This is a genomic window from Hymenobacter metallicola (assembly GCF_004745645.1).
In the GTDB taxonomy this organism is placed as follows: domain Bacteria; phylum Bacteroidota; class Bacteroidia; order Cytophagales; family Hymenobacteraceae; genus Hymenobacter; species Hymenobacter metallicola.
This window is the reverse complement of record NZ_SRMB01000001.1, coordinates 1,317,911-1,335,100: the sequence shown is the minus strand read 5'-3', so window position 1 is coordinate 1,335,100 and position 17,190 is coordinate 1,317,911. Positions and strand designations below refer to the sequence as shown.

The following is a 17,190-nucleotide window of genomic DNA, read 5'->3' as shown; positions in this document are numbered from 1 at the left end:
CATGGCTACCGTAAATTACTATACCCCTGAAGGCCTGCAAAAGCTCAAAGACGAGTTGCAGGACCTCAAAATCCGCGGCCGGGCCAAAGCAGCTGAAGACCTGCGCGAAGCCCGCGACAAAGGCGACCTGAGCGAAAATGCTGAGTACGATGCGGCTAAAGAAGCACAGGGCTTGCTGGAACTGAAAATCTCCAAGCTGGAAGAAGTTGTCGGCAACGCCCGCGTTATCGACGATACCAACATGGACGTAACCAAGGTGCTGATTCTGAGCAAAGTGAAGCTCAAGAATCTGAAGAACAACATGGTGCTCGACTACCTGCTCGTAGCCGAGGAAGAAGCTAACCTGGCCGCTGGCAAAATCTCGGTGAAGTCGCCCATCGGCAAAGGCCTGCTGGGTAAGTCGGCCGGTGATACGGCCGAAATCACCGTGCCCGCCGGCAAGCTGCAGTTCCAGATTCTGGAAGTGAGCCGCTAGCGGTGAAAAAGTGAGAGAGGGAAACGGGGCGTTTTCCCATTTCCACGAAGGGCGAAGCTGCTGGCTTCGCCCTTTTTGCGTTTTGCCCCGTACTTTGGCGCAAGCAGAACTTCCGGCTTGCCGGTTCACCATCTCACCACTTCACCACCTCACCCTATGCCTTCCATCTTTTCCCGCATCGTTTCGGGCGAGCTGCCCGCCTATAAAGTCGCCGAGGACGAGCACCACCTCGCTTTCCTCGACATTACGCCCCTGGTGGAAGGCCATACGCTGGTAATTCCCAAGCGCGAAGTCGATTATATCTTCGATATGGCGCCCGAGGAGCTGGCGGCCCTGCACCAGTTTGCCCAGCGCGTGGCCAAAGGCGTGAAGGAAGCCGTGCCCTGCCGGCGCGTAGGAGTAGCCGTTATTGGCCTGGAAGTGCCCCACGCCCATATCCACCTGATTCCGATGACCAAGGTGTCGGATATGAACTTTGCCAATCCCAAAATCAAGGTGGCCGAGCAACGCATGAACGAGCTGGCCGCCGCCATTGGGGCCCAGGTGCCCGCCGGGAAGGAAAAGTCGGGTGGTGCCGAGGCCAAACCCTTGGCCAGCAAGGCCGAGCGGGAAACCACCGAAGCCAACGAAGCAACGGCAGCCCCCGCCAGCGCCACCGATGCCACGTCCCAGCAGTTGCAGGAACTAACCCAGGGCCTGCAATTTATCAGTGAGTCGGAGGCACCGCTGGAAGTGGTGAGCTACGAGGCCCCTAGTGGAGCTCTTTCCGATGCGGCGCTGCTTCAGCTCACGGGCCAGCCAGCCGGCACCAAGGTGGAAACTGTAGACCTCATGCACTTTTTGCGCAACCATACGGCCGACGACGGCGTGTTGGGTGATGCGGAACTGGCCAACCGCTACAAGGCCCTGCAAATGTTTCTGAAGCAGGAATTGGAGGAAACCAAAGTATACCGCGTAGGGGCGGGCCCCCAGGTGCAGGCCTATGCCTTGGGCAACACCAGTGAGGGAAAATTGGCCGGCTTCAAAACGGTGCTGACCGAAACCTAATCGACCAACCCGCGCGCGTAGCCACGAAGTCCGCAGTGGGTATTCCCCCCACCGCCCGGCCCCGGCAACGGCGCCGGGCGGTGGTGTGTTCGGCCAGTACGCCAGTACCCCACTATGGTAAACCAGCCGCCCCGGAATGATAGGGGCGTAAGAAACAGAGCGGAGGCTGCGGCAAAATAAGATGCGGATAACTAGGGTTTGGGGGCTGTTAGCAGGGATTTTGTTGCCAAGCGGCTGGTGGAAAACCAAGCTGGCATGCCGGGTGCTTCAACGGTACCAGTCTTATCTGTTCCACGTTGATTTCCCAACCAGCCATGTCACTTTATGCCATAGTTATCGGCCTTTTTGTCTTTCTGCTGCTGGGGCTGCGCATCGCCCAGGAATACCAGCGGGCCATTGTCTTTCGGCTGGGCCGGTTTGTCGGCACCCGCGGCCCGGGGCTCTACTGGATTATCCCGTTGATCGAGCGGCAGCAGACTATCGACATCCGCACCAAAACCGTGGACTTGGAGCAACAGGAAACCATTACCAAAGACAGCGTCACCGTCAAGGTGAATGCGGTGCTGTGGTTTCGAGTCGTTGATCCGGCCAGCGCGGTTATCAAGGTGGCCAACTTCAATCAGGCCGTCTACCAGCTTTCCGTCACGGCCCTGCGCAATATTATCGGCCAGCACCAACTCGACGACGTGCTCAAGAACCGGCAGCAAATCAACTCTACCTTGCTAGGCCTGGTCGATGCGGCTACCGAAGCCTGGGGCGTCAAGATTGAGTTGGTCGAAATCAAGGATGTGGAAATTCCCGGCTCCATGCAGCGGGCCATGGCCCGGGAGGCCGAAGCCATTCGAGAGAAGCGGGCCCGCATCATCAAGGCCGAAGCCGAGCTGGAAGCCAGTATCAAGCTCACCCAGGGCGCTAAGCAAATGGAGGAAAGCCCCATTGCCCTGGAGCTGCGCCGCATGCAGATGCTGTCCGAAATTGGCATCGACAACAATACCACCACCATTGTCATGGTGCCCTCGGAGTTTACCAGCGCCGCCAAAAGCCTGACGCAGCTGGCGGGTAAGGGGTAACCAGCAACAAACCCACGCATGAAAGAGCCTGTCGAAACTACCTTCGGTGGGCTCTTTCATGCGTGGGTTTTTGTAGGATAACAGTCAATATTTAGATGAATGCCATTCTTTCCTAGCCTTTCCATTTCCAGCGGGTAGAATTCCATGGCACACTGTTGGTCATACTCATATACCAGCCAAAACAAGATGTTGGTGCGCTGAATACCTAACGCCGCTAGTGCATCATAGTTACCTTCCAGCAGATCGAGAAAGGTATTAATGAAGTCGAATGGCGGATCTTGGTCACTTGTTTCTACTTGGAAGTGCCACGTTTCATTCACGTTCGGGGACCATTTCGATGGCCTATTTACGAGCGGTTCTACGCCAAGTAGTAGCGTAACCGCGGCGTAGGTTTCAGGGCTGTTACAGTCGATGAAGAGTTGGTGGTACTTCACAGGCGTAGAGCTTCATTTGCTTTAGTGTACCAGTGCCACAGCGCGTCATCCTGCCGAAACTCCGTTTCTTTTCGCAGCCCCAGCCGCTCCAGAATTCGGCAGGAAGCGAGGTTTTCGCGCCTGGCCGTGGCATGAATTTCGGGCAGTTTCAGCGTGTCAAATGCATAGGCCAAGCTAGCCCGGGCCGCTTCCGAGGCAAAACCCTGCCCCCAGTGCTGGCGCAGCAGCCGGTAGCCGATATCGTAGTAATTGGTGCGGCCGTTGGTGTGGTAGTCGTTCACGAGCTTGATGCCGCACCAACCGATAAACTCCTGGGTGTCGCGGCGCACCACGGCCCAGCGCCCGATGCCGTTTTGCGCGTACTGCTGGCGGATGTAGGCAATAACTCCGGCGGCTTCTTCCAGGGTTTTCAGTAACTGGCCGGGCACGTAGCGCAGCACCTCGGGGTCGGAGTCCAGGGCCAGGATGCCGGGCGCGTCGGTGGGCAGCATCTCGCGCAGCAGCAGGCGCGGCGTTTCCAGGTTATCCATGCCGGCGCACGGCGTAGACCAGCTCGTCGAGGTACTCGCCGTTCTTGAACAGGGTTTGCTCGAAACGGCCTTCCAGCACAAAGCCGGCTTTTTCCAGGGCCCGTTGGGAGCCAATATTGGTGCCGTAGGGCCGGGCAAAAATGCGGGTAATGTCGAAGGTTTGAAAGCCGTAATCGACGACCTGGCCGATGGCCGCGGTGATGATGCCCCGGCCCCAGAACGGCTGGGCCAGCCAGTAGCCCAACTCCGCGTTTTTGCACTGCACGTCGGTCTGGGGGTGAATACCGATGCCGCCGGCCGCCTGCCCCTCTACCTCGATGGCGAAGATGCGCTGGGGCGAGTGGCTGGTGGCCATGCTGATAAAGCCCCGCCCTTTTTCCTCGGTGAAGGGGTGGGGAAACTGGTCGGTCATGAACCGGGCAATTTCCGGGTTGTTGGCGTAGCTGACGAGGCTGGGCAAATCGTCGGGGTGCCAGGGGCGAAGGGTGAAGGACATAAATTTTTAAGAGCTTATTTAAGCTGAATTCTTAAGGTTCGGCTTGCAAAGTCAATCTCTACCCAATCCATCGACCCCTCGCTCGGAACACAATCGAGCAGGCTTGAGCCTTTGGCGTACCTTCTAAGAGAATACTTCCCGAAGTCGATAATAAGTTTGTAGGCTGTAGTGTCGGCGTGACCGACAAAGGCTTGGGTTATGATCTGTCGGGTATCATTTACTGCCTTTTTGGTCAGTTGACTTTCTACAACAGGAGGTAAAATTCCGTCGCACCAAAGCCCCTTAATTTCCTTGCGGTCCGAATTGGCAAAAGTCTTTTCCAGGTGTGATTCCAGGAAAGCGCAAAAGCCTTCGTTAAATGATCCGGTACTCATTCTTTCAGGCTGAAGCTTACTGTAGGCTTAGTTGCACCTCGGGTTTAGTCTGATACCAAAATGCCTCTACTTCCTCTGGACGTAAAACGGAATATTGGCCGTAGCCACGTTGTCCTTACCGTCGTAGGCGTACACGAACAGCCGGTAAGCGCCTTCCTTGGTCGGGGCCTGCAGCGTCGTCTGGCCCTGGGCGCCGGCCGGTACCAGGCCGGGAATGGCAGCGGGGCGGCTTTCCCGGTCGCCGCCGGTTTTCAGGTCGGTGCTTTCCGGCAGCAGCTCGTAGCGGTAGGTGAGCTTGTCCTTGTCGGGGTCCGATACGGTGGCTACCACGGGCACACGCTGGCCGGGCTGTACGTAGACGTTGTCGGTGGCCTTTTTGCCGTCCAGGGTAAAGGCCGACAGGTGCGGGGCGCGGTTCTTCGGCCACTGCCCGCTCCACAGGTACTGCATCACGTCCACCACTTCCGACTCCTTACCGTCCTCGGTGAAGATGCCGTACCAGGTGGGTGTGCGTTCCTGCTTCTGACCCCACAAAAACACGTAGGTGCCCAGGCACTGGGTTTTGTCTTTGGCCACCGAGGCTTCGTAGCGGCTCTTATACACGGCGGCTTTCTGGCTGCTGGTTTCCTCTACCGAGGCTTTCCAGGGCGTCACGGGGCTTTCCCAGTGGCCGGTGGGTCCCCACTCGGCCACCACGTAGGGGCCACTCCAGCCCACGGTGCGCACCTGCTGCGGAATTTCGGCCAGGCCGGCGTAGGTGTTGATGCTCAGAATGTCCACGGCCGGGCACTTGGCCTTGATGTAGTCGGCTTCTTTCTGATTGAGGCCGGCCAGCACGGTGCTGGTGGGGTGGTTGGGGTCGACTTCGTGTATCATCTGGGCAATCTGCTGCACCGCGTCCCAGACCTTGGGGTTGGTGTACTCCAGGTTCAGCTCGTTGCCGATGCCCCAGAACAGTACCGCCGGGTTGTCCTTGTATTTAAGCACCTCGGCCTTGATTTTCTGCAGCTGCTGGGCCACCGCCGCGGTGTTGTTGTAATCGAAGCCGTGCCGCTCCCGGGCCACGTCAAGGCCCAGCATCACCGTGAGGCCGTTCTGGTTGGCTTCGGCCAGCACCTTCTCCGCGCCGTCGGTGCCCCAGGTGCGGATAGAATTGCCGCCGTAGGCCTTCACCCGCTCCGGAAACTGCCCGCCGCCCGCGCCCTTGATGAAGTAGGGTTTGCCGCCGCGCAGCAGCTCGTAGCGGCCGTTGGCCTGTTTTACTTCGACCTTCACGGGGCCGGTTTGGGCGTGCGCAGCAGGAGTAAGGGCCAGCAAGGAGAGCAGCAGGTAAAGTTTCATAAAGTAAAGGGGTAGGGGTAAGGCTAGGATAGTCAAATTAACAGCTAATTCCGTTGCCCGGACAACCCATGCCAAGCAAGGTAGAAGCGCGCCTCAAAAAAAAGTTGCTGCGCTTCTGTAACCATCCGCAGAAGGCACGGTGTCTACGCCTGAACTCCGGTTGGTACCTCGCAGCCACGCAGCTATGCGCAGGGGCTAGCGTCATTCGCCGGAGTCCTGCTTTTGTCCTAACCAGCTTGCCCACCGATGCGCATCTTTTTGCGCGTCCCGGCCCGCTAGTGCCTTTGCTTTCAGGAGCTGATTTTCGGCTCTGTCCTACTTCTGTCTTCCAACCAAACCGCCTCCGTTCCATGAAAAGTAACGTTTACGCTTCCTTTCGGGTCCCGGCCCTGGGCTTGCTGGCCGGGTTACTGGCCTTGCCGGCCACGGCCCAAACCGGGGCCAGCACCACGGGCCGGGTGCAAACCGAAGCCGGGGCGCCCATCGACTACGCCACCGTCACGCTGCACCGCGCCACCGATTCTACCCTGGTCAAAACCGAGTTCAGCGACGCCAAGGGAGAGTACCGGTTTGAGCAGCTGGCGGCGGGCAACTACCGGGTGTCGGCGGCGCAGGTGGGCTACAACCGCGCCTGGAGCGCCGTTTTTGAGCTGCCGGGCAGTGGCAGCGTCCCCACGCTTACGCTGCGCGTGAATGCGGCTACCCAGCTCAAGGAAGTGCAGGTCGTGGGCCAGAAGCCGCTGTTTGAGCGCCTGGCCGACCGAACCGTGGTGAACGTGGAAGGCTCGACGCTGGCTACCGGCAACTCCACGCTGGAAGTGCTGAGCCGGGCGCCGGGCGTTACGGTGGATGCCAACGACAACCTGGCCCTGCGCGGCCGGCAGGGCTTGCTGGTCATGATTGACGGCAAGCGCCAGCCCATGACGGGCACCGAGCTGGCCGACTACCTGCGGGCCCTGCCCGCCGACCAGCTCAAGAGCATTGAGCTCATTACCAGTCCGCCCGCCAGGTACGACGCCCAGGGCAGCGCCGGCATTATCGACATCAAGCTCAAAAAAGACCAGCGCCAGGGCACCAACGGCAGCGGCAACATCAGCTACGGCCGCGGGCGGTACGGCCGGTTTACGACCAGCGCCTCGGGCAACCACCGCCAGAAAGGGCTCAATCTATTTGCCTCCACGACGTACACCAAACGCAGCAATTTTGGCATCCGCAACACTTACCGGTCCTACTTCGAATCGGGCGACACCGGCCCCGAGCTGGTAAGCCAGGCCGACCAGCGCAACAACCAGATTGGCAGTGACCATTTCGTGATTTGGCGGCTGGGCACCGATGTGAATCTGGCGGCCAATACGACCCTGGGCGGCGTCGTGACGGGGTTTGCCGTGCCCAACCCGCGACCCGGCGGCAGCAGCACCAACGTGAGCTATTTCTACGACGGCCGCGGGCAGCTCACCGACTACTACACGGCCCAGGGCACCGGGCAGGGCTATAATCCCAATGTCACGGCCAACCTCAACTTCAAGCACGTTTTTGCGAATGCCAAGGTCGGTAAACCCGAACTATCGGCCGACCTCGACTACGCCCGCTACTACACCCACCGCCTGCAGAGCCTGACCACCTTTAATGAGCGGTCGGGCCGGCCCCAAACCCTGCTCAACGGCGACCAGACCGGCGAATTGATTATTCAGGCCGCCAAGGCTGACTACACCCGGCCGCTGAGCGAAAACACGACCCTGGAAGCCGGCGCCAAAGCCAGCCGGGTGTTTTCCGACAACGACATCCTGTTTCTGACCACCACGGAGGGCGTGACGAGCGTGGACCGGGGCCGCACCAACCGGTTTCGCTACGACGAGCTGATTTCGGCGGCCTATCTTAATCTGAGCCACAAAGTGGGCAAGCTGAACCTGCAGGCGGGCCTGCGCGGCGAGCAAACCCACGCCACCGGCGAGCAGGTGGTGGCGTCCGACAACTTCCGGCGCGACTACTACCAGCTCTTTCCCACGGCCTCGGTGAAATACACGCCCAGCGGAGTGCACGAATGGACGGCAGCCCTGAGCCGGCGCATCAACCGGCCCTCGTACCGGCAGCTCAACCCGTTCCGCTTCGTTATCGACCCCACCACCACCGGCAAGGGCAACCCCGAGCTGCGGCCCGAAACCAGCTACAATCTGGAAGTGGCCCACACCTTCCAGCAGAAATTTACCACCAACCTCAGCTACAGCCTGACGGCCGACCCCATCACCGACGTGGCCCAGCCCGAGTCGCGCACCTCCACCGTGTCGATGTACGTGAACCTGAACCGGCAGCACTACGCGGCCCTGACCCTGACGGCCCCGCTGACGCCGACCAAATGGTGGCAGGTGTACAACAACGCGGTGTTTTTCTACATTCATTACCAGGGCACTCTGGCTAATACGTCCCTCAACCGCGGGCAGGGCGCCTTCACGCTCAGCAGCAACAGCACGTTTACCTTCGGCAAGGGCTGGGGGGCCGAGCTGAGCGGCAATTACTACTCCCGGCAGCGGGTCGGCTTTTTTGTTTTTCAGGACTACGGGCAGGTAAATCTGGGCGTGCAAAAGGCCCTCTGGGACCGGAAAGCCACCCTGCGCCTGGCTGCCACCGACATCTTCCTGACTACCCCGCTGCGGGCCCGCTCCAACTACAACAATTACCAGGAAGACCTGTATTTGCGCCGCGACTCCCGTACAGCCACCTTGTCGTTGAGCTGGCGCCTGGGCAACGACAAGCTGACGTCCACGAACCGCCGCTCCGGGGCTGAGGACGAGAAGCGCCGGGCCCAGTAAGGCGGACGGGCGCGGTGAAAGTGGCCCCCGCAGGATAACCGTGCCGGCTGAGCCTGCGTACCAGAAGCTCCACCATATTTCTTGTCACGCATGAGCATCTTTGGTTCTGACCGCCCGAGCGGTACTATGGGAGGCCTGCTCTCGGGCCTGTTTCGCACCTTAGGCGGTGGCAGCTCCGCCGCGGGCACCTACAACACGGCGCCCCGCTCCGGGGGCATGGGCCGTAAGCTGGCCACCGGCGCCCTGCTGGCGGCGGGTGCTGCCTACCTCTACAACCGCAACAAAGCCAAGGGTACCAATTCTCCTGGCTTTCTGCCCGGCAACTAGGCGCTGCCAATTACTCTAACAGCACAAGCTCCACCCGCTGGCTTGCCCGGCTGAGGTGGAGCTTGTGCTGTTAGCAGCCCGCAGGCGGCCAGAGTACGGCTAGCTTACCGCTGCGCCAAGAACTTCTTTTTTAACCAGCGCCGCACCGGCTCATCGTAGAGCTTCAGACTGGCATAGGCCAGCAAAACGGCGGCGGTAAAGGTGAGCAGGGCTACCGGCACCGCCTGGGCCAGCGTCGGCTTGTGGGTGCCGACCCAGCCGGTGTAGATGTACACCAGCGGGAAGTGGGTCATGTAGATAGGGTAGGAGATGTCGCCCAGAAACTTGCACAGCCGGGCGGGCTTTTCGCCGGCAATCTGCCCGCTGGCCCCCAGCCATACAATCAGGGGAAACAAGACCACGATGCTGAGCGAATCGTAGAGGCCGTTGAGCCACAGCCGCTCGGCCCCACCGATGCGGGGCATGGCCAGAATCAGGACCAGCAGCAGGCTACAGAGCAGAAACGCCGACCTAAACCGGGCCAGCGGGGCCACGCGCGACAGCAGCAGCCCGGCAAAAAACGGGAACAGCATTCGGCTAAACCCGATGCGCAGCTGCTCGGGCTCCAACGACCAGCCCCCGATAACGTCGCCGGCCGGACTGGTGACGGCCAGGTGAATCAGCGCCGCGGCGGCCAGGGCCACCAGGATACCCAGGGCAGGGTTGGAGAATTTGCGCACGCCCAGGGCGTAGAGCAGGTTGGCAATGTACTCGTAGAACAAGGACCAGCCCGGCCCGTTGAGCGGGTGCATCTCGTGCCAGCCCCGAATGTCCATCGACACGGGCAGGGGCAGCAGCGTAAAGCCCACCAGCATGACCAGCAGGGTTTTCCAGACGGGCACCGCCGCAATGCCTGGCCACACCGGCGAGGCCTGGAAGTAGAAGCAGACAGCCCCGATAACCATGCCCAGCACCACCAGCGGCTGCAGCCGCACCAGCCGGATGCGGAAAAACTCCTTGAGCGTGAGCCGGCTCCACCGGTCGTCGTAGGCATAACCAATGACGAAGCCCGAGAGCAGAAAGAAGAAGTCGACGGCCAGGTAGCCGTGGTTGATAACCTGGTCGAGGTGGCTGGTGGCATGCGACTCGCAGAGGTGAAAGGCCACCACCATCAGGGCTGCCACGCCCCGCAGTCCGTCGAGGATGGCGTAGTGGGGCTTGGTGCCGAGGGTAGCGGGGCTTACAGTCGTAAGCACTGGGGAAGACTCCATAAAGACAAATAGGAATGGGTAACGAATAGGATACCGCTTCACTAGCCTTGCGTATCCCGACTAAAGTACCTGTCTTCAGCATTGCAGACAACGAGACGAAGGAGCCAAGCTGCATTTCCCTGAATAGTGTGCTAGGCTATTGCGCCTTTCTCGAAGGAAGCCGGGTCGAATCATTTCTAACCATATCACGGCTTCCCCGCCATCGTAAACACCAGCTCCCCACCGTTCACAATATCCTGGTGATTCAAGAACGGCCGGGTCAGCTTCTGCCCATTTAGCCGGGCTTCCTTCACGTACACGTTTTTGTCGCTCTGATTCTTGACCGTGATGCGGAAGGTCTTGCCGTTTTCCAGCGTCATCGTGGCGCCGTGAATGGCGGGGCTGCCCAGGGCGTACTCGGTGGAGCCGGGGGCCACGGGGTAGAAGCCCAGGGCCGAGAAGATGTACCAGGCCGACATCTGCCCGCAGTCGTCGTTGCCGCCGAGGCCGTCGGGGGTGGGGCGGTACATCTTGGGCAGAATCATGCGGACGCGCTGCTGTGTTTTGTAGGGTTGGTCGGTCCAGTTGTAGAGGTAGGCCGCGTGGTGGGCGGGCTCGTTGCCGTGCACGTAGTTGCCGATGATACCGTCGCGGGTGATGTCCTCGGTTTCGGCGAAGAACTTGTCGGGCAGGTGCATGGTAAAGAGCGAGTCGAGGTGCTCGGTGAAGCGCTTCGAGCCGCCCATGAGCTGAATAAGCGCCTGGGGGTCCTGGGGCACGTAAAGGCTGTAGTTCCAGGCGTTGCCCTCGATGTAGCCCTGGTTGTGGGTGCTGAGCACGTCGAATTCCTTGCGGAAGCTGCCATCCGAAAGCTTGGGGCGCATAAAGCCCACGCGGGCGTCGTACACGTTCTTATAGTTCTGGGCCCGTTGGCTGAACTCCTGGTAGATGTCCTGCCGCCCCAGCTTTTGGGCCATTTGCGCGATGCACCAGTCGTCGTAGGCGTACTCCAGGGTCTTGCTGACGGAGGACGAGTTCTTGTCCTCGGGCACGAAGCCCAGCTGCATATAGTACCCGATACCATCATAGGGCTTATAGCGGGCCGTAGTTACGCAGGCGTCCAGGGCCTTATTGGCGTCGAAGGCCGAGGCGTTGCCCTTGAGCACGGCGTCGGCAATAACCGAAACGCTGTGGTAGCCGATCATGCACCAGTTCTCGTTGGCGTGGTGGCTCCACACGGGCAGCATGTGCTCGGGGCTTTGGCGGTAGTGGGCCAGCATGCTCTGCACCATGTCGGCGTTGCGCCGGGGCTGCACCAGGTTGAAGAGCGGGTGCAGGGCGCGGTAAGTGTCCCAGAGCGAGAAGGTGGTGTAGTTGGTAAAGCCTTCTGCTTTATGATTGTTATGGTCGATACCCCGGTATTGGCCGTCGGCGTCCTGGTAGATGGTGGGGCCGAGAAAGGTGTGGTAAAGGGCCGTGTAGAAGTTGATTTTGTCGTCCTTCTTCGGGCTTTGAATCGTGACTTTGCCCAGCTCCTGCTGCCACAGGGCCTGGCTTTGGGCCTTGGTCTGCTCGAAGTTCCAGCCCGGCAGCTCGGCTTGCATGTTGGCCACCGCGCCTTCCTGGCTGACGGGCGAGAGGGCCATCTTCACCTTGATTTTCTCGCCTTCCCGGGTAGCAAAGTCGAAGTAAGCGCGCAGCTGCTCGCCGGCCATTTCGGGAAAGTTCTTGCTTTGGTCAAATTTGCCCCAAAACCCGCGGTAGACCTGCTTTTTGGAGAAGTTGCGGAAGCCGTATTGCTTAAACGGCTTGGAAAACGCCATAGCGAAATACAGCGTGCGGGTGCGGGCCCAGCCGTTGGTTTGGCGGTAGCCGGTAAGGAGCGAGTCATTCACGACCCGCACGTACGTCCAGGTGTTCTTGTCCTCGTAGTTATAGATGCCCGCCATCAGGTCCAGGATGATGTGGGCCTGGTCGGACTTGGGGAAGGTGTACTGGTGCATGCCCACGCGCGTGGTAGCCGTCAGCTCCGCCTGGATGTTGTGGTCGTCGAGCCTGACGCGGTAATAAGCCGGCTCAGCGGTTTCGTTCTGGTGGGAAAAGCGGGAGCGGAAGCCGGATTCGGGCTTCTGGGCCGTGCCGGGGTTGAGCTGCAAGGGCCCCGTGGTGGGCATCACCAGAAAGTCGCCGAGGTCGGAGTGGCCGGTGCCGCTGAAGTGGGTGTGGCTGAAGCCCACGATGGTGGGGTCGTCGTACTGGTAGCCGGCGCAGTAGCGGTACATATCCGGGTTGTACTTGCCGTCCTTGGCGTAGAGCAGCGTGTCGGTGTCGGGGGAGAGCTGCACCATGCCGAAGGGCACCGTGGCCCCGGGGTAGGTGTGGCCCATCTTCTGGGTCCCGATGATGGGCCGGGCGTACTGCACCAGGTTTTCGGCTGGCTTGGCCTTTTGCTGGGCCAGGGTAGAAAGGGACGCGAGAAGAAGAACGGAAAGGAACGGCAGTTTCATCAGCTTCGGGGTTGAAGCCGGCAAGGTAGCAATACGGACGGTTAGTACTATGCTAAACCATTTTAGCAGCGCTGAAGTACCCGTATTGAGTCCACTTGCCGTTTTGAAGTATCTCGAGCCCCACTTTGGTTTCGGGGCCTACCACCGACACAAGGCGGGTTTCGTGCCGGGAAAGCAATTCAAATACCTCCCTCAATTCCTGCACAACCTCGTCTTTCGTTTCGCCCATGTAAAACTCGATGTGCTCAATTGAATATGCTGCTAATCCAACTGTCAGGCTTACTAAGATGTATTGGCCGTCCTTTAACAGGTCAATACAGATGGTATAGCCAGACTTGTTAAGTGGGAACGTAAAGAAGTTGGACGCTTCAGTATAAAACGTGTTCAGCTCTTGCCCCAGAGCTTGGGCGTCCGTTGGGCTGAATAACATAGGCGCGGTTACTCCCACATGGCGTGCTCCCACTTGCGGAGCACGTGCAGGCCAGTCTGACTACTAAGGTTCAGCAACTCATCTTCCCGGATATTCTGCACGACTAGGCCCAGGTCAAAACCGGTTTCGATATACACTACCCCAATCCGGAGCTTGACTTTGAGCAGCTCCCGCAGCCCGAGTTGCAGAAAGTCGCGGAGCTGCTCTTTTGATTCGAGCTGTAGGCAAAGCTCGTCTCCTCGGTCAAGCTTTTCTATAGCCTGGTGAATGGCGAGCTGGGCGGGACCGAACAAGGGTAGGGAGGTTTCGGCCCCGGCGCTCAACCAGCTATACCGCACGAACGAGTTGTGCAGCGTGGTATCCGAGTGCTGCACTACTGCCTCAACAAACCCAATCAGCGAGTCCTCTACCCGGCGGTATTCTCTTACCAACACCTCATCCGACTCCCTTGCTCCCAAATCAGTAAAGCTCAGGAAGGCAATGTCCTTGCACTCCTGGATACTGAGCACGTGGTCAAACCGGTCGACCCAGTAGAGGTAATGGTTGATGAGATGACTTACGTGCATGCAGCGTGTGAACTCTTCGGAATAGAAAGAATAATTACTATCGGCGGCTGGCTATACTCTCACCAGTCCCGCGTAGCTATCAATTCCTCCAAATCAGCCTCAAACCCATACGCTTTGGCAATGAACCCGAAGTCCCGGGCAATACAGTCGCGGGCGGCGGTTTCGATTTCGCTGCCGGCTTCGAAAAACTCTTCCTGTAAGTCGTTGAACTGCTCGGTGGCGGCCTGAGTAAGCGCGTAAAGGGCCTCCAGGTCCTGGGGCTGCTGCTGTTCGATGTCGGCGCAGAGTTTTACCAGAATGATCCTGCCCTTGTCGACTAGCTGGTTCGGGAAATACGGGTCTTCGTACATCTCCTGCAGGAAGAGATATTCTCGGACGGTCTGGTTTTTCAAGTTGTCTTGCGGATTGGTCATTTTAGCATTTCTAACGTGTACAGGCCGGTTCAAATAAAGAGCTTCTATCCGTAACCTCCCAACAGCGGGCCGCCAGCCTTGTCGGCGCCCTACCGGCGAGGTTTCACCTTTCGGTTCCTACTGCTGAGCCACTAGCCCACTCGTTAGAAGGCCTCGCCAATGGCGAAATAAACACCCGAGCTGCCCCCGGACCCAACGCCATAGTCGAGGCGGACGTTGAGCCGGTCGCGCTGGTTGAGGCGGAAGCGCGCCCCCACGCCGCCCGCGAACTTGGTACGCCGGTAGGAGAAGTCCCGCAGCTGGTTGGCTACCTCACCCACCGAGCCAAATACGGCACCGTCGAAGCGCCAAAAAAGCTTCTGGCGAATTTCGGCTTGAAACGTCATCATCTGCCGTTCCCGAAAACGGCCCTCGTAAATGCCGCGCATCAGGGTGGCGTAGTTGTAGATAGACCCGCCCAGGTCGGCCCCAAACGCGCTAAGCTCCCGAAACGGTACTTTGCCCCCGGAGTGAAACTGGCCCAGGTACTGCACGGCCAGAATGGTGTGGGTGCTGCGAAACAAGGGCTGGAAGTGCCGGGCGTCAATCTGAAACCGGTTGAAGTTATAGTCGCTGCCCGCGTACCGGCCCGCAAACAAGCCGTGTACGTGCAGATATTGGCCCCGGTGCGTGGCCAGCACGTTGTCACGGCCGTCGTAGAGCACGGCGGGGCCGATGCCGGAGGTATTGCCGCCGGCAGCCTCCCGGGCCGTAAGAACACCCTGCTCCAGATCCGCCTGAAACTTATTTTGGCCGCCCTGCTCGCTGGGCTTCTCAAACTTGATGTTGCGCAGGTCGGTGAAGCGGTATTGCAGGCCCGCAAACCAGTTGTGGGCAATGCGGGGCATGATCCGCTGATTGAAAATAATGACCGTGTAATCTACCTGCGACTCGTTGGCCTTGCGGGTCTCGTTGCCAATGCCGTAGTAGAAGTAGTTGACATCGTAGTAGCTCAGCTCCCCGAGCAGGTAGAGTTCCTCATCGGGCGTGAAGACGTTATGCGTCAGCTGAATCGACGTCTGGCCCTTCTGGCTGACCCAGGCTCCCAGCCGCACGTTGGATTTGCGCGTGGTGGTATCCTGACCAAAGCGCCAGACCGGCAGCGAGTTGAGCCCGACCGCCAGGCCGGTTTCCTGCTGCGAAAAAATAGATGGAATCGGCAAAAAGTTGGGCTTGTCGCTGGGCGCAAACAAGCGGGCGAGCCTGCCCAATTTTATGGGCGCCGCCGCCCGGGGAGCCGTAGCAGCAGCGGCAGAATCACGAACGGCAGGGGATACCTGGGCCTTGCTTAGAGCGGGCAGGGAACCTAACGTTATAGCTAGGACTAATTTTACCAAGCGCATATACCTGTTAAACTTACATTCCGGCGTCAACGCACAGTGGCTATGGGTCGAGTAGGACTTGCTAGACGGTAAAAGTACGCTATTGTATACCGTGGCGTAAGCAGGCAACCCGTAGCTGGAAAAGAAAACTACCCACCGGTGCTGTTCACCCTGACTATTATCTGCCAGGGTTCCGGTGAATTTAGGGCAAGGTGGACCTGCTGGCCGACAGTTTTCGACCAGGCTCGGTTTGCGGATGATAATGGTAATTGCAGGGTTTGGGTCCGCGTGCTTACCTTGAGCTTCACGCTACTACTTTACGAAAAGATCTGACCCGAACATCCGCATGATTCTTCCAATCCGCTGCTCCCGCCGCGCTTTTCTGCAACGTGCCGCTTTGCTGGCCGCCGGGCCGCTGCTGGCGGGTTGCGCTGCCGGGCGGGCGGCCGCTGCTGCCAAGGAATACCTGCTCTATATCGGCACCTACGGGGCGGCTGAGCAGGATAACATCTACCTCTACCGCCTGCACCCGCGCACCGGCGCCTTTACCCGGGTAGCGGGCTTTCGGGGTGGGGTGAAGCCGGGGTTTCTGACCCTGTCTGCCGACCACCGCTTCCTCTACGCCACCCTGGAGATAGAAGGCAGCGGCAGCGGGGCCATCCGCGCCTTCGGCATCGACCAGGGCAGCGGCGGGCTGACGGTGCTGAATGAGCAGCCTTCGGCCGGGGCGGGGCCATGCTACGTGAGCCTGGCCCCGGGCAATAAAGCCGTGCTGGCCGCCAACTACGGCGGCGGTACCATCAGCGCCTTGCCGGTGCAGCCGGACGGGCAGCTGGCCCCGGCGGCCGTCGTCGACCGGCACCAGGGCTCGGGGCCCCATCCCAACCAGGACAAGCCCCACGCCCACTGTATCCTGCCCGACCCCCGGGGCCGCTACGCCCTGGCCGTGGATCTGGGCAACGACCAGGTGCTGAGCTACGCGCTGGATCCGGCAACCGGCCTGCCCCAGCTCCCGGCCAAAACGGCCTTCAAGGGCCAGCCCGGAGCCGGCCCGCGCCACCTGGCCTTTCACCCTAATGGGCGCTGGGCCTACGTGATTAACGAGCTGAATTCCACCGTCACGGCCCTGCGCTACGATGCGGCCCAGGGTAGCTTTACCGAGCTGCACACGCTGTCGGCCCTGCCGGCGGGCTTTGCCCAAACCAGCTACGCCGCCGATATCCACGTCTCGCCCGACGGCCGCTTCGTGTACGCCTCCAACCGGGGGCACGACAGCATCGTGGTGCTGGCCGTGGATCAGGGTAGTGGGCGGCTGAGCCTGGTGCAGCACGCCAGCACCCAGGGCAAATTCCCGCGCAACTTCACCATTTCGCCCGACGGCCGTCTGCTGCTGGTAGCCAACCAGCATACCAACAACATCTTCAGCTACCACGTCGACCCAAAAACCGGCCAGCTCACGCCCACGGGCTTTTCCACGGAGCTGCCCGCGCCGGTATGTTTGCGGCTGGTAGCCGATTTTACCACGGGCTGAACTGGTGGCAAGCCATGCTTACATGTCGCGTTTTATTTTACGCTGTCATCCTGAACTTTGCGAAGAACCTTATGGGATACGAACGGCAGGCGTAACAACGACTCTTTCCTGCGTGATAAGGTCTTTCGCAAAGCTCAGGATGACAGAGGCAGGAAGATGACAGAAAGAAAAGCGGCACCCGGCCATCAATTGTCGATAAATCTTCCGGCTATGCATTTCGCACCGAGTCAAAACCAGTAGATTGGAGCACAC

At 59.8% G+C, this 17,190-nt stretch carries 17 protein-coding genes; 6 read left to right on the top strand and 11 right to left on the bottom strand.

Going from position 1 to position 17,190, the window contains the following annotated elements:
- The first annotated feature begins 1 nt into the window (after position 1).
- The 3 genes from greA (at position 2) to E5K02_RS05685 (ending at position 2,592) form a co-directional block, all read left to right on the top strand.
- Positions 2-475 carry a transcription elongation factor GreA gene (greA, locus tag E5K02_RS05695; RefSeq protein ID WP_135392920.1) on the top strand — a complete coding sequence of 158 codons (474 nt, stop codon included), beginning with the start codon at positions 2-4 and terminating at the stop codon, positions 473-475.
- A 156-nt stretch (positions 476-631) separates the two neighbouring features.
- The gene (locus E5K02_RS26130) at positions 632-1,522 is read left to right on the top strand and encodes a nuclease A inhibitor family protein (protein ID WP_135392918.1); all 891 of its coding nucleotides are present in this window, start codon (positions 632-634) and stop codon (positions 1,520-1,522) included.
- Between the two features lie 314 nt (positions 1,523-1,836).
- Positions 1,837-2,592, top strand: coding sequence for a slipin family protein (locus E5K02_RS05685; RefSeq protein WP_135392916.1), 756 nt, complete (start codon positions 1,837-1,839; stop codon positions 2,590-2,592).
- Between the two features lie 56 nt (positions 2,593-2,648).
- Here the strand turns inward: E5K02_RS05685 and E5K02_RS05680 are convergent, their stop codons facing one another.
- The 5 genes from E5K02_RS05680 to E5K02_RS05660 all read right to left on the bottom strand — a co-directional run bounded on the left by E5K02_RS05680 (position 2,649) and on the right by E5K02_RS05660 (position 5,767).
- Positions 2,649-3,026, bottom strand: a complete 378-nt coding sequence (locus E5K02_RS05680; protein ID WP_135392914.1) for a hypothetical protein — start codon at positions 3,024-3,026, stop codon at positions 2,649-2,651.
- Complete coding sequence (locus E5K02_RS05675; protein WP_135392912.1) at positions 3,023-3,556, bottom strand: GNAT family N-acetyltransferase; 534 nt, start codon at positions 3,554-3,556, stop codon at positions 3,023-3,025. Before E5K02_RS05675 ends, E5K02_RS05680 begins: the two co-directional genes overlap by 4 nt.
- On the bottom strand, positions 3,549-4,052 hold the full coding sequence (locus tag E5K02_RS05670; RefSeq protein WP_135392910.1) for a GNAT family N-acetyltransferase: 504 nt from the start codon (positions 4,050-4,052) through the stop codon (positions 3,549-3,551). Before E5K02_RS05670 ends, E5K02_RS05675 begins: the two co-directional genes overlap by 8 nt.
- A 14-nt stretch (positions 4,053-4,066) precedes the next feature.
- Entirely contained in the window at positions 4,067-4,426 is a 360-nt protein-coding gene (locus tag E5K02_RS05665; protein ID WP_135392908.1) for a hypothetical protein, read from the bottom strand.
- A 66-nt stretch (positions 4,427-4,492) separates the two neighbouring features.
- On the bottom strand, positions 4,493-5,767 hold the full coding sequence (locus tag E5K02_RS05660) for a glycoside hydrolase family 2 TIM barrel-domain containing protein (RefSeq protein WP_135392906.1): 1,275 nt from the start codon (positions 5,765-5,767) through the stop codon (positions 4,493-4,495).
- 350 nt (positions 5,768-6,117) lie between these two features.
- Between E5K02_RS05660 and E5K02_RS05655 the strand changes: the two genes are divergently transcribed.
- The gene (locus tag E5K02_RS05655) at positions 6,118-8,574 is read left to right on the top strand and encodes an outer membrane beta-barrel protein (RefSeq protein ID WP_135392904.1); all 2,457 of its coding nucleotides are present in this window, start codon (positions 6,118-6,120) and stop codon (positions 8,572-8,574) included.
- Between the two features lie 90 nt (positions 8,575-8,664).
- Entirely contained in the window at positions 8,665-8,901 is a 237-nt protein-coding gene (locus E5K02_RS05650) for a hypothetical protein (RefSeq protein ID WP_135392902.1), read from the top strand.
- Between the two features lie 104 nt (positions 8,902-9,005).
- Here the strand turns inward: E5K02_RS05650 and E5K02_RS05645 are convergent, their stop codons facing one another.
- The 6 genes from E5K02_RS05645 to E5K02_RS05620 all read right to left on the bottom strand — a co-directional run bounded on the left by E5K02_RS05645 (position 9,006) and on the right by E5K02_RS05620 (position 15,248).
- Complete coding sequence (locus tag E5K02_RS05645; RefSeq protein ID WP_135392900.1) at positions 9,006-10,151, bottom strand: acyltransferase family protein; 1,146 nt, start codon at positions 10,149-10,151, stop codon at positions 9,006-9,008.
- 185 nt (positions 10,152-10,336) lie between these two features.
- Positions 10,337-12,637, bottom strand: a complete 2,301-nt coding sequence (locus tag E5K02_RS05640; protein ID WP_135392898.1) for a GH92 family glycosyl hydrolase — start codon at positions 12,635-12,637, stop codon at positions 10,337-10,339.
- Between the two features lie 52 nt (positions 12,638-12,689).
- Entirely contained in the window at positions 12,690-13,067 is a 378-nt protein-coding gene (locus E5K02_RS05635; RefSeq protein ID WP_135392896.1) for a hypothetical protein, read from the bottom strand.
- 8 nt (positions 13,068-13,075) lie between these two features.
- Positions 13,076-13,633, bottom strand: coding sequence for a hypothetical protein (locus tag E5K02_RS05630; protein ID WP_135392894.1), 558 nt, complete (start codon positions 13,631-13,633; stop codon positions 13,076-13,078).
- Between the two features lie 59 nt (positions 13,634-13,692).
- Entirely contained in the window at positions 13,693-14,046 is a 354-nt protein-coding gene (locus E5K02_RS05625; protein ID WP_135392892.1) for a DUF5713 family protein, read from the bottom strand.
- A 143-nt stretch (positions 14,047-14,189) separates the two neighbouring features.
- Positions 14,190-15,248, bottom strand: coding sequence for a BamA/TamA family outer membrane protein (locus E5K02_RS05620; RefSeq protein ID WP_167856294.1), 1,059 nt, complete (start codon positions 15,246-15,248; stop codon positions 14,190-14,192).
- A gap of 505 nt (positions 15,249-15,753) precedes the next feature.
- On the opposite strand from E5K02_RS05620, the gene E5K02_RS05615 reads away from it, so the two are divergent.
- A complete protein-coding gene (locus tag E5K02_RS05615; protein ID WP_135392888.1) occupies positions 15,754-16,938 on the top strand; it encodes a lactonase family protein in 1,185 nt (394 codons plus the stop codon).
- Positions 16,939-17,190: the final 252 nt, after the last annotated feature.

Bases quoted from the DNA above. Each gene is read 5' to 3' on its own strand.
- greA (WP_135392920.1), top strand. From the start codon at position 2: ATGGCTACCGTAAATTACTATACCCCTGAAGGCCTGCAAAAGCTCAAA.
- E5K02_RS26130 (WP_135392918.1), top strand. From the start codon at position 632: ATGCCTTCCATCTTTTCCCGCATCGTTTCGGGCGAGCTGCCCGCCTAT.
- E5K02_RS05685 (WP_135392916.1), top strand. From the start codon at position 1,837: ATGTCACTTTATGCCATAGTTATCGGCCTTTTTGTCTTTCTGCTGCTG.
- E5K02_RS05675 (WP_135392912.1), bottom strand. From the start codon at position 3,556: ATGGATAACCTGGAAACGCCGCGCCTGCTGCTGCGCGAGATGCTGCCC.
- E5K02_RS05670 (WP_135392910.1), bottom strand. From the start codon at position 4,052: ATGTCCTTCACCCTTCGCCCCTGGCACCCCGACGATTTGCCCAGCCTC.
- E5K02_RS05665 (WP_135392908.1), bottom strand. From the start codon at position 4,426: ATGAGTACCGGATCATTTAACGAAGGCTTTTGCGCTTTCCTGGAATCA.
- E5K02_RS05660 (WP_135392906.1), bottom strand. From the start codon at position 5,767: ATGAAACTTTACCTGCTGCTCTCCTTGCTGGCCCTTACTCCTGCTGCG.
- E5K02_RS05655 (WP_135392904.1), top strand. From the start codon at position 6,118: ATGAAAAGTAACGTTTACGCTTCCTTTCGGGTCCCGGCCCTGGGCTTG.
- E5K02_RS05650 (WP_135392902.1), top strand. From the start codon at position 8,665: ATGAGCATCTTTGGTTCTGACCGCCCGAGCGGTACTATGGGAGGCCTG.
- E5K02_RS05645 (WP_135392900.1), bottom strand. From the start codon at position 10,151: ATGGAGTCTTCCCCAGTGCTTACGACTGTAAGCCCCGCTACCCTCGGC.
- E5K02_RS05640 (WP_135392898.1), bottom strand. From the start codon at position 12,637: ATGAAACTGCCGTTCCTTTCCGTTCTTCTTCTCGCGTCCCTTTCTACC.
- E5K02_RS05635 (WP_135392896.1), bottom strand. From the start codon at position 13,067: ATGTTATTCAGCCCAACGGACGCCCAAGCTCTGGGGCAAGAGCTGAAC.
- E5K02_RS05630 (WP_135392894.1), bottom strand. From the start codon at position 13,633: ATGCACGTAAGTCATCTCATCAACCATTACCTCTACTGGGTCGACCGG.
- E5K02_RS05625 (WP_135392892.1), bottom strand. From the start codon at position 14,046: ATGACCAATCCGCAAGACAACTTGAAAAACCAGACCGTCCGAGAATAT.
- E5K02_RS05615 (WP_135392888.1), top strand. From the start codon at position 15,754: ATGATTCTTCCAATCCGCTGCTCCCGCCGCGCTTTTCTGCAACGTGCC.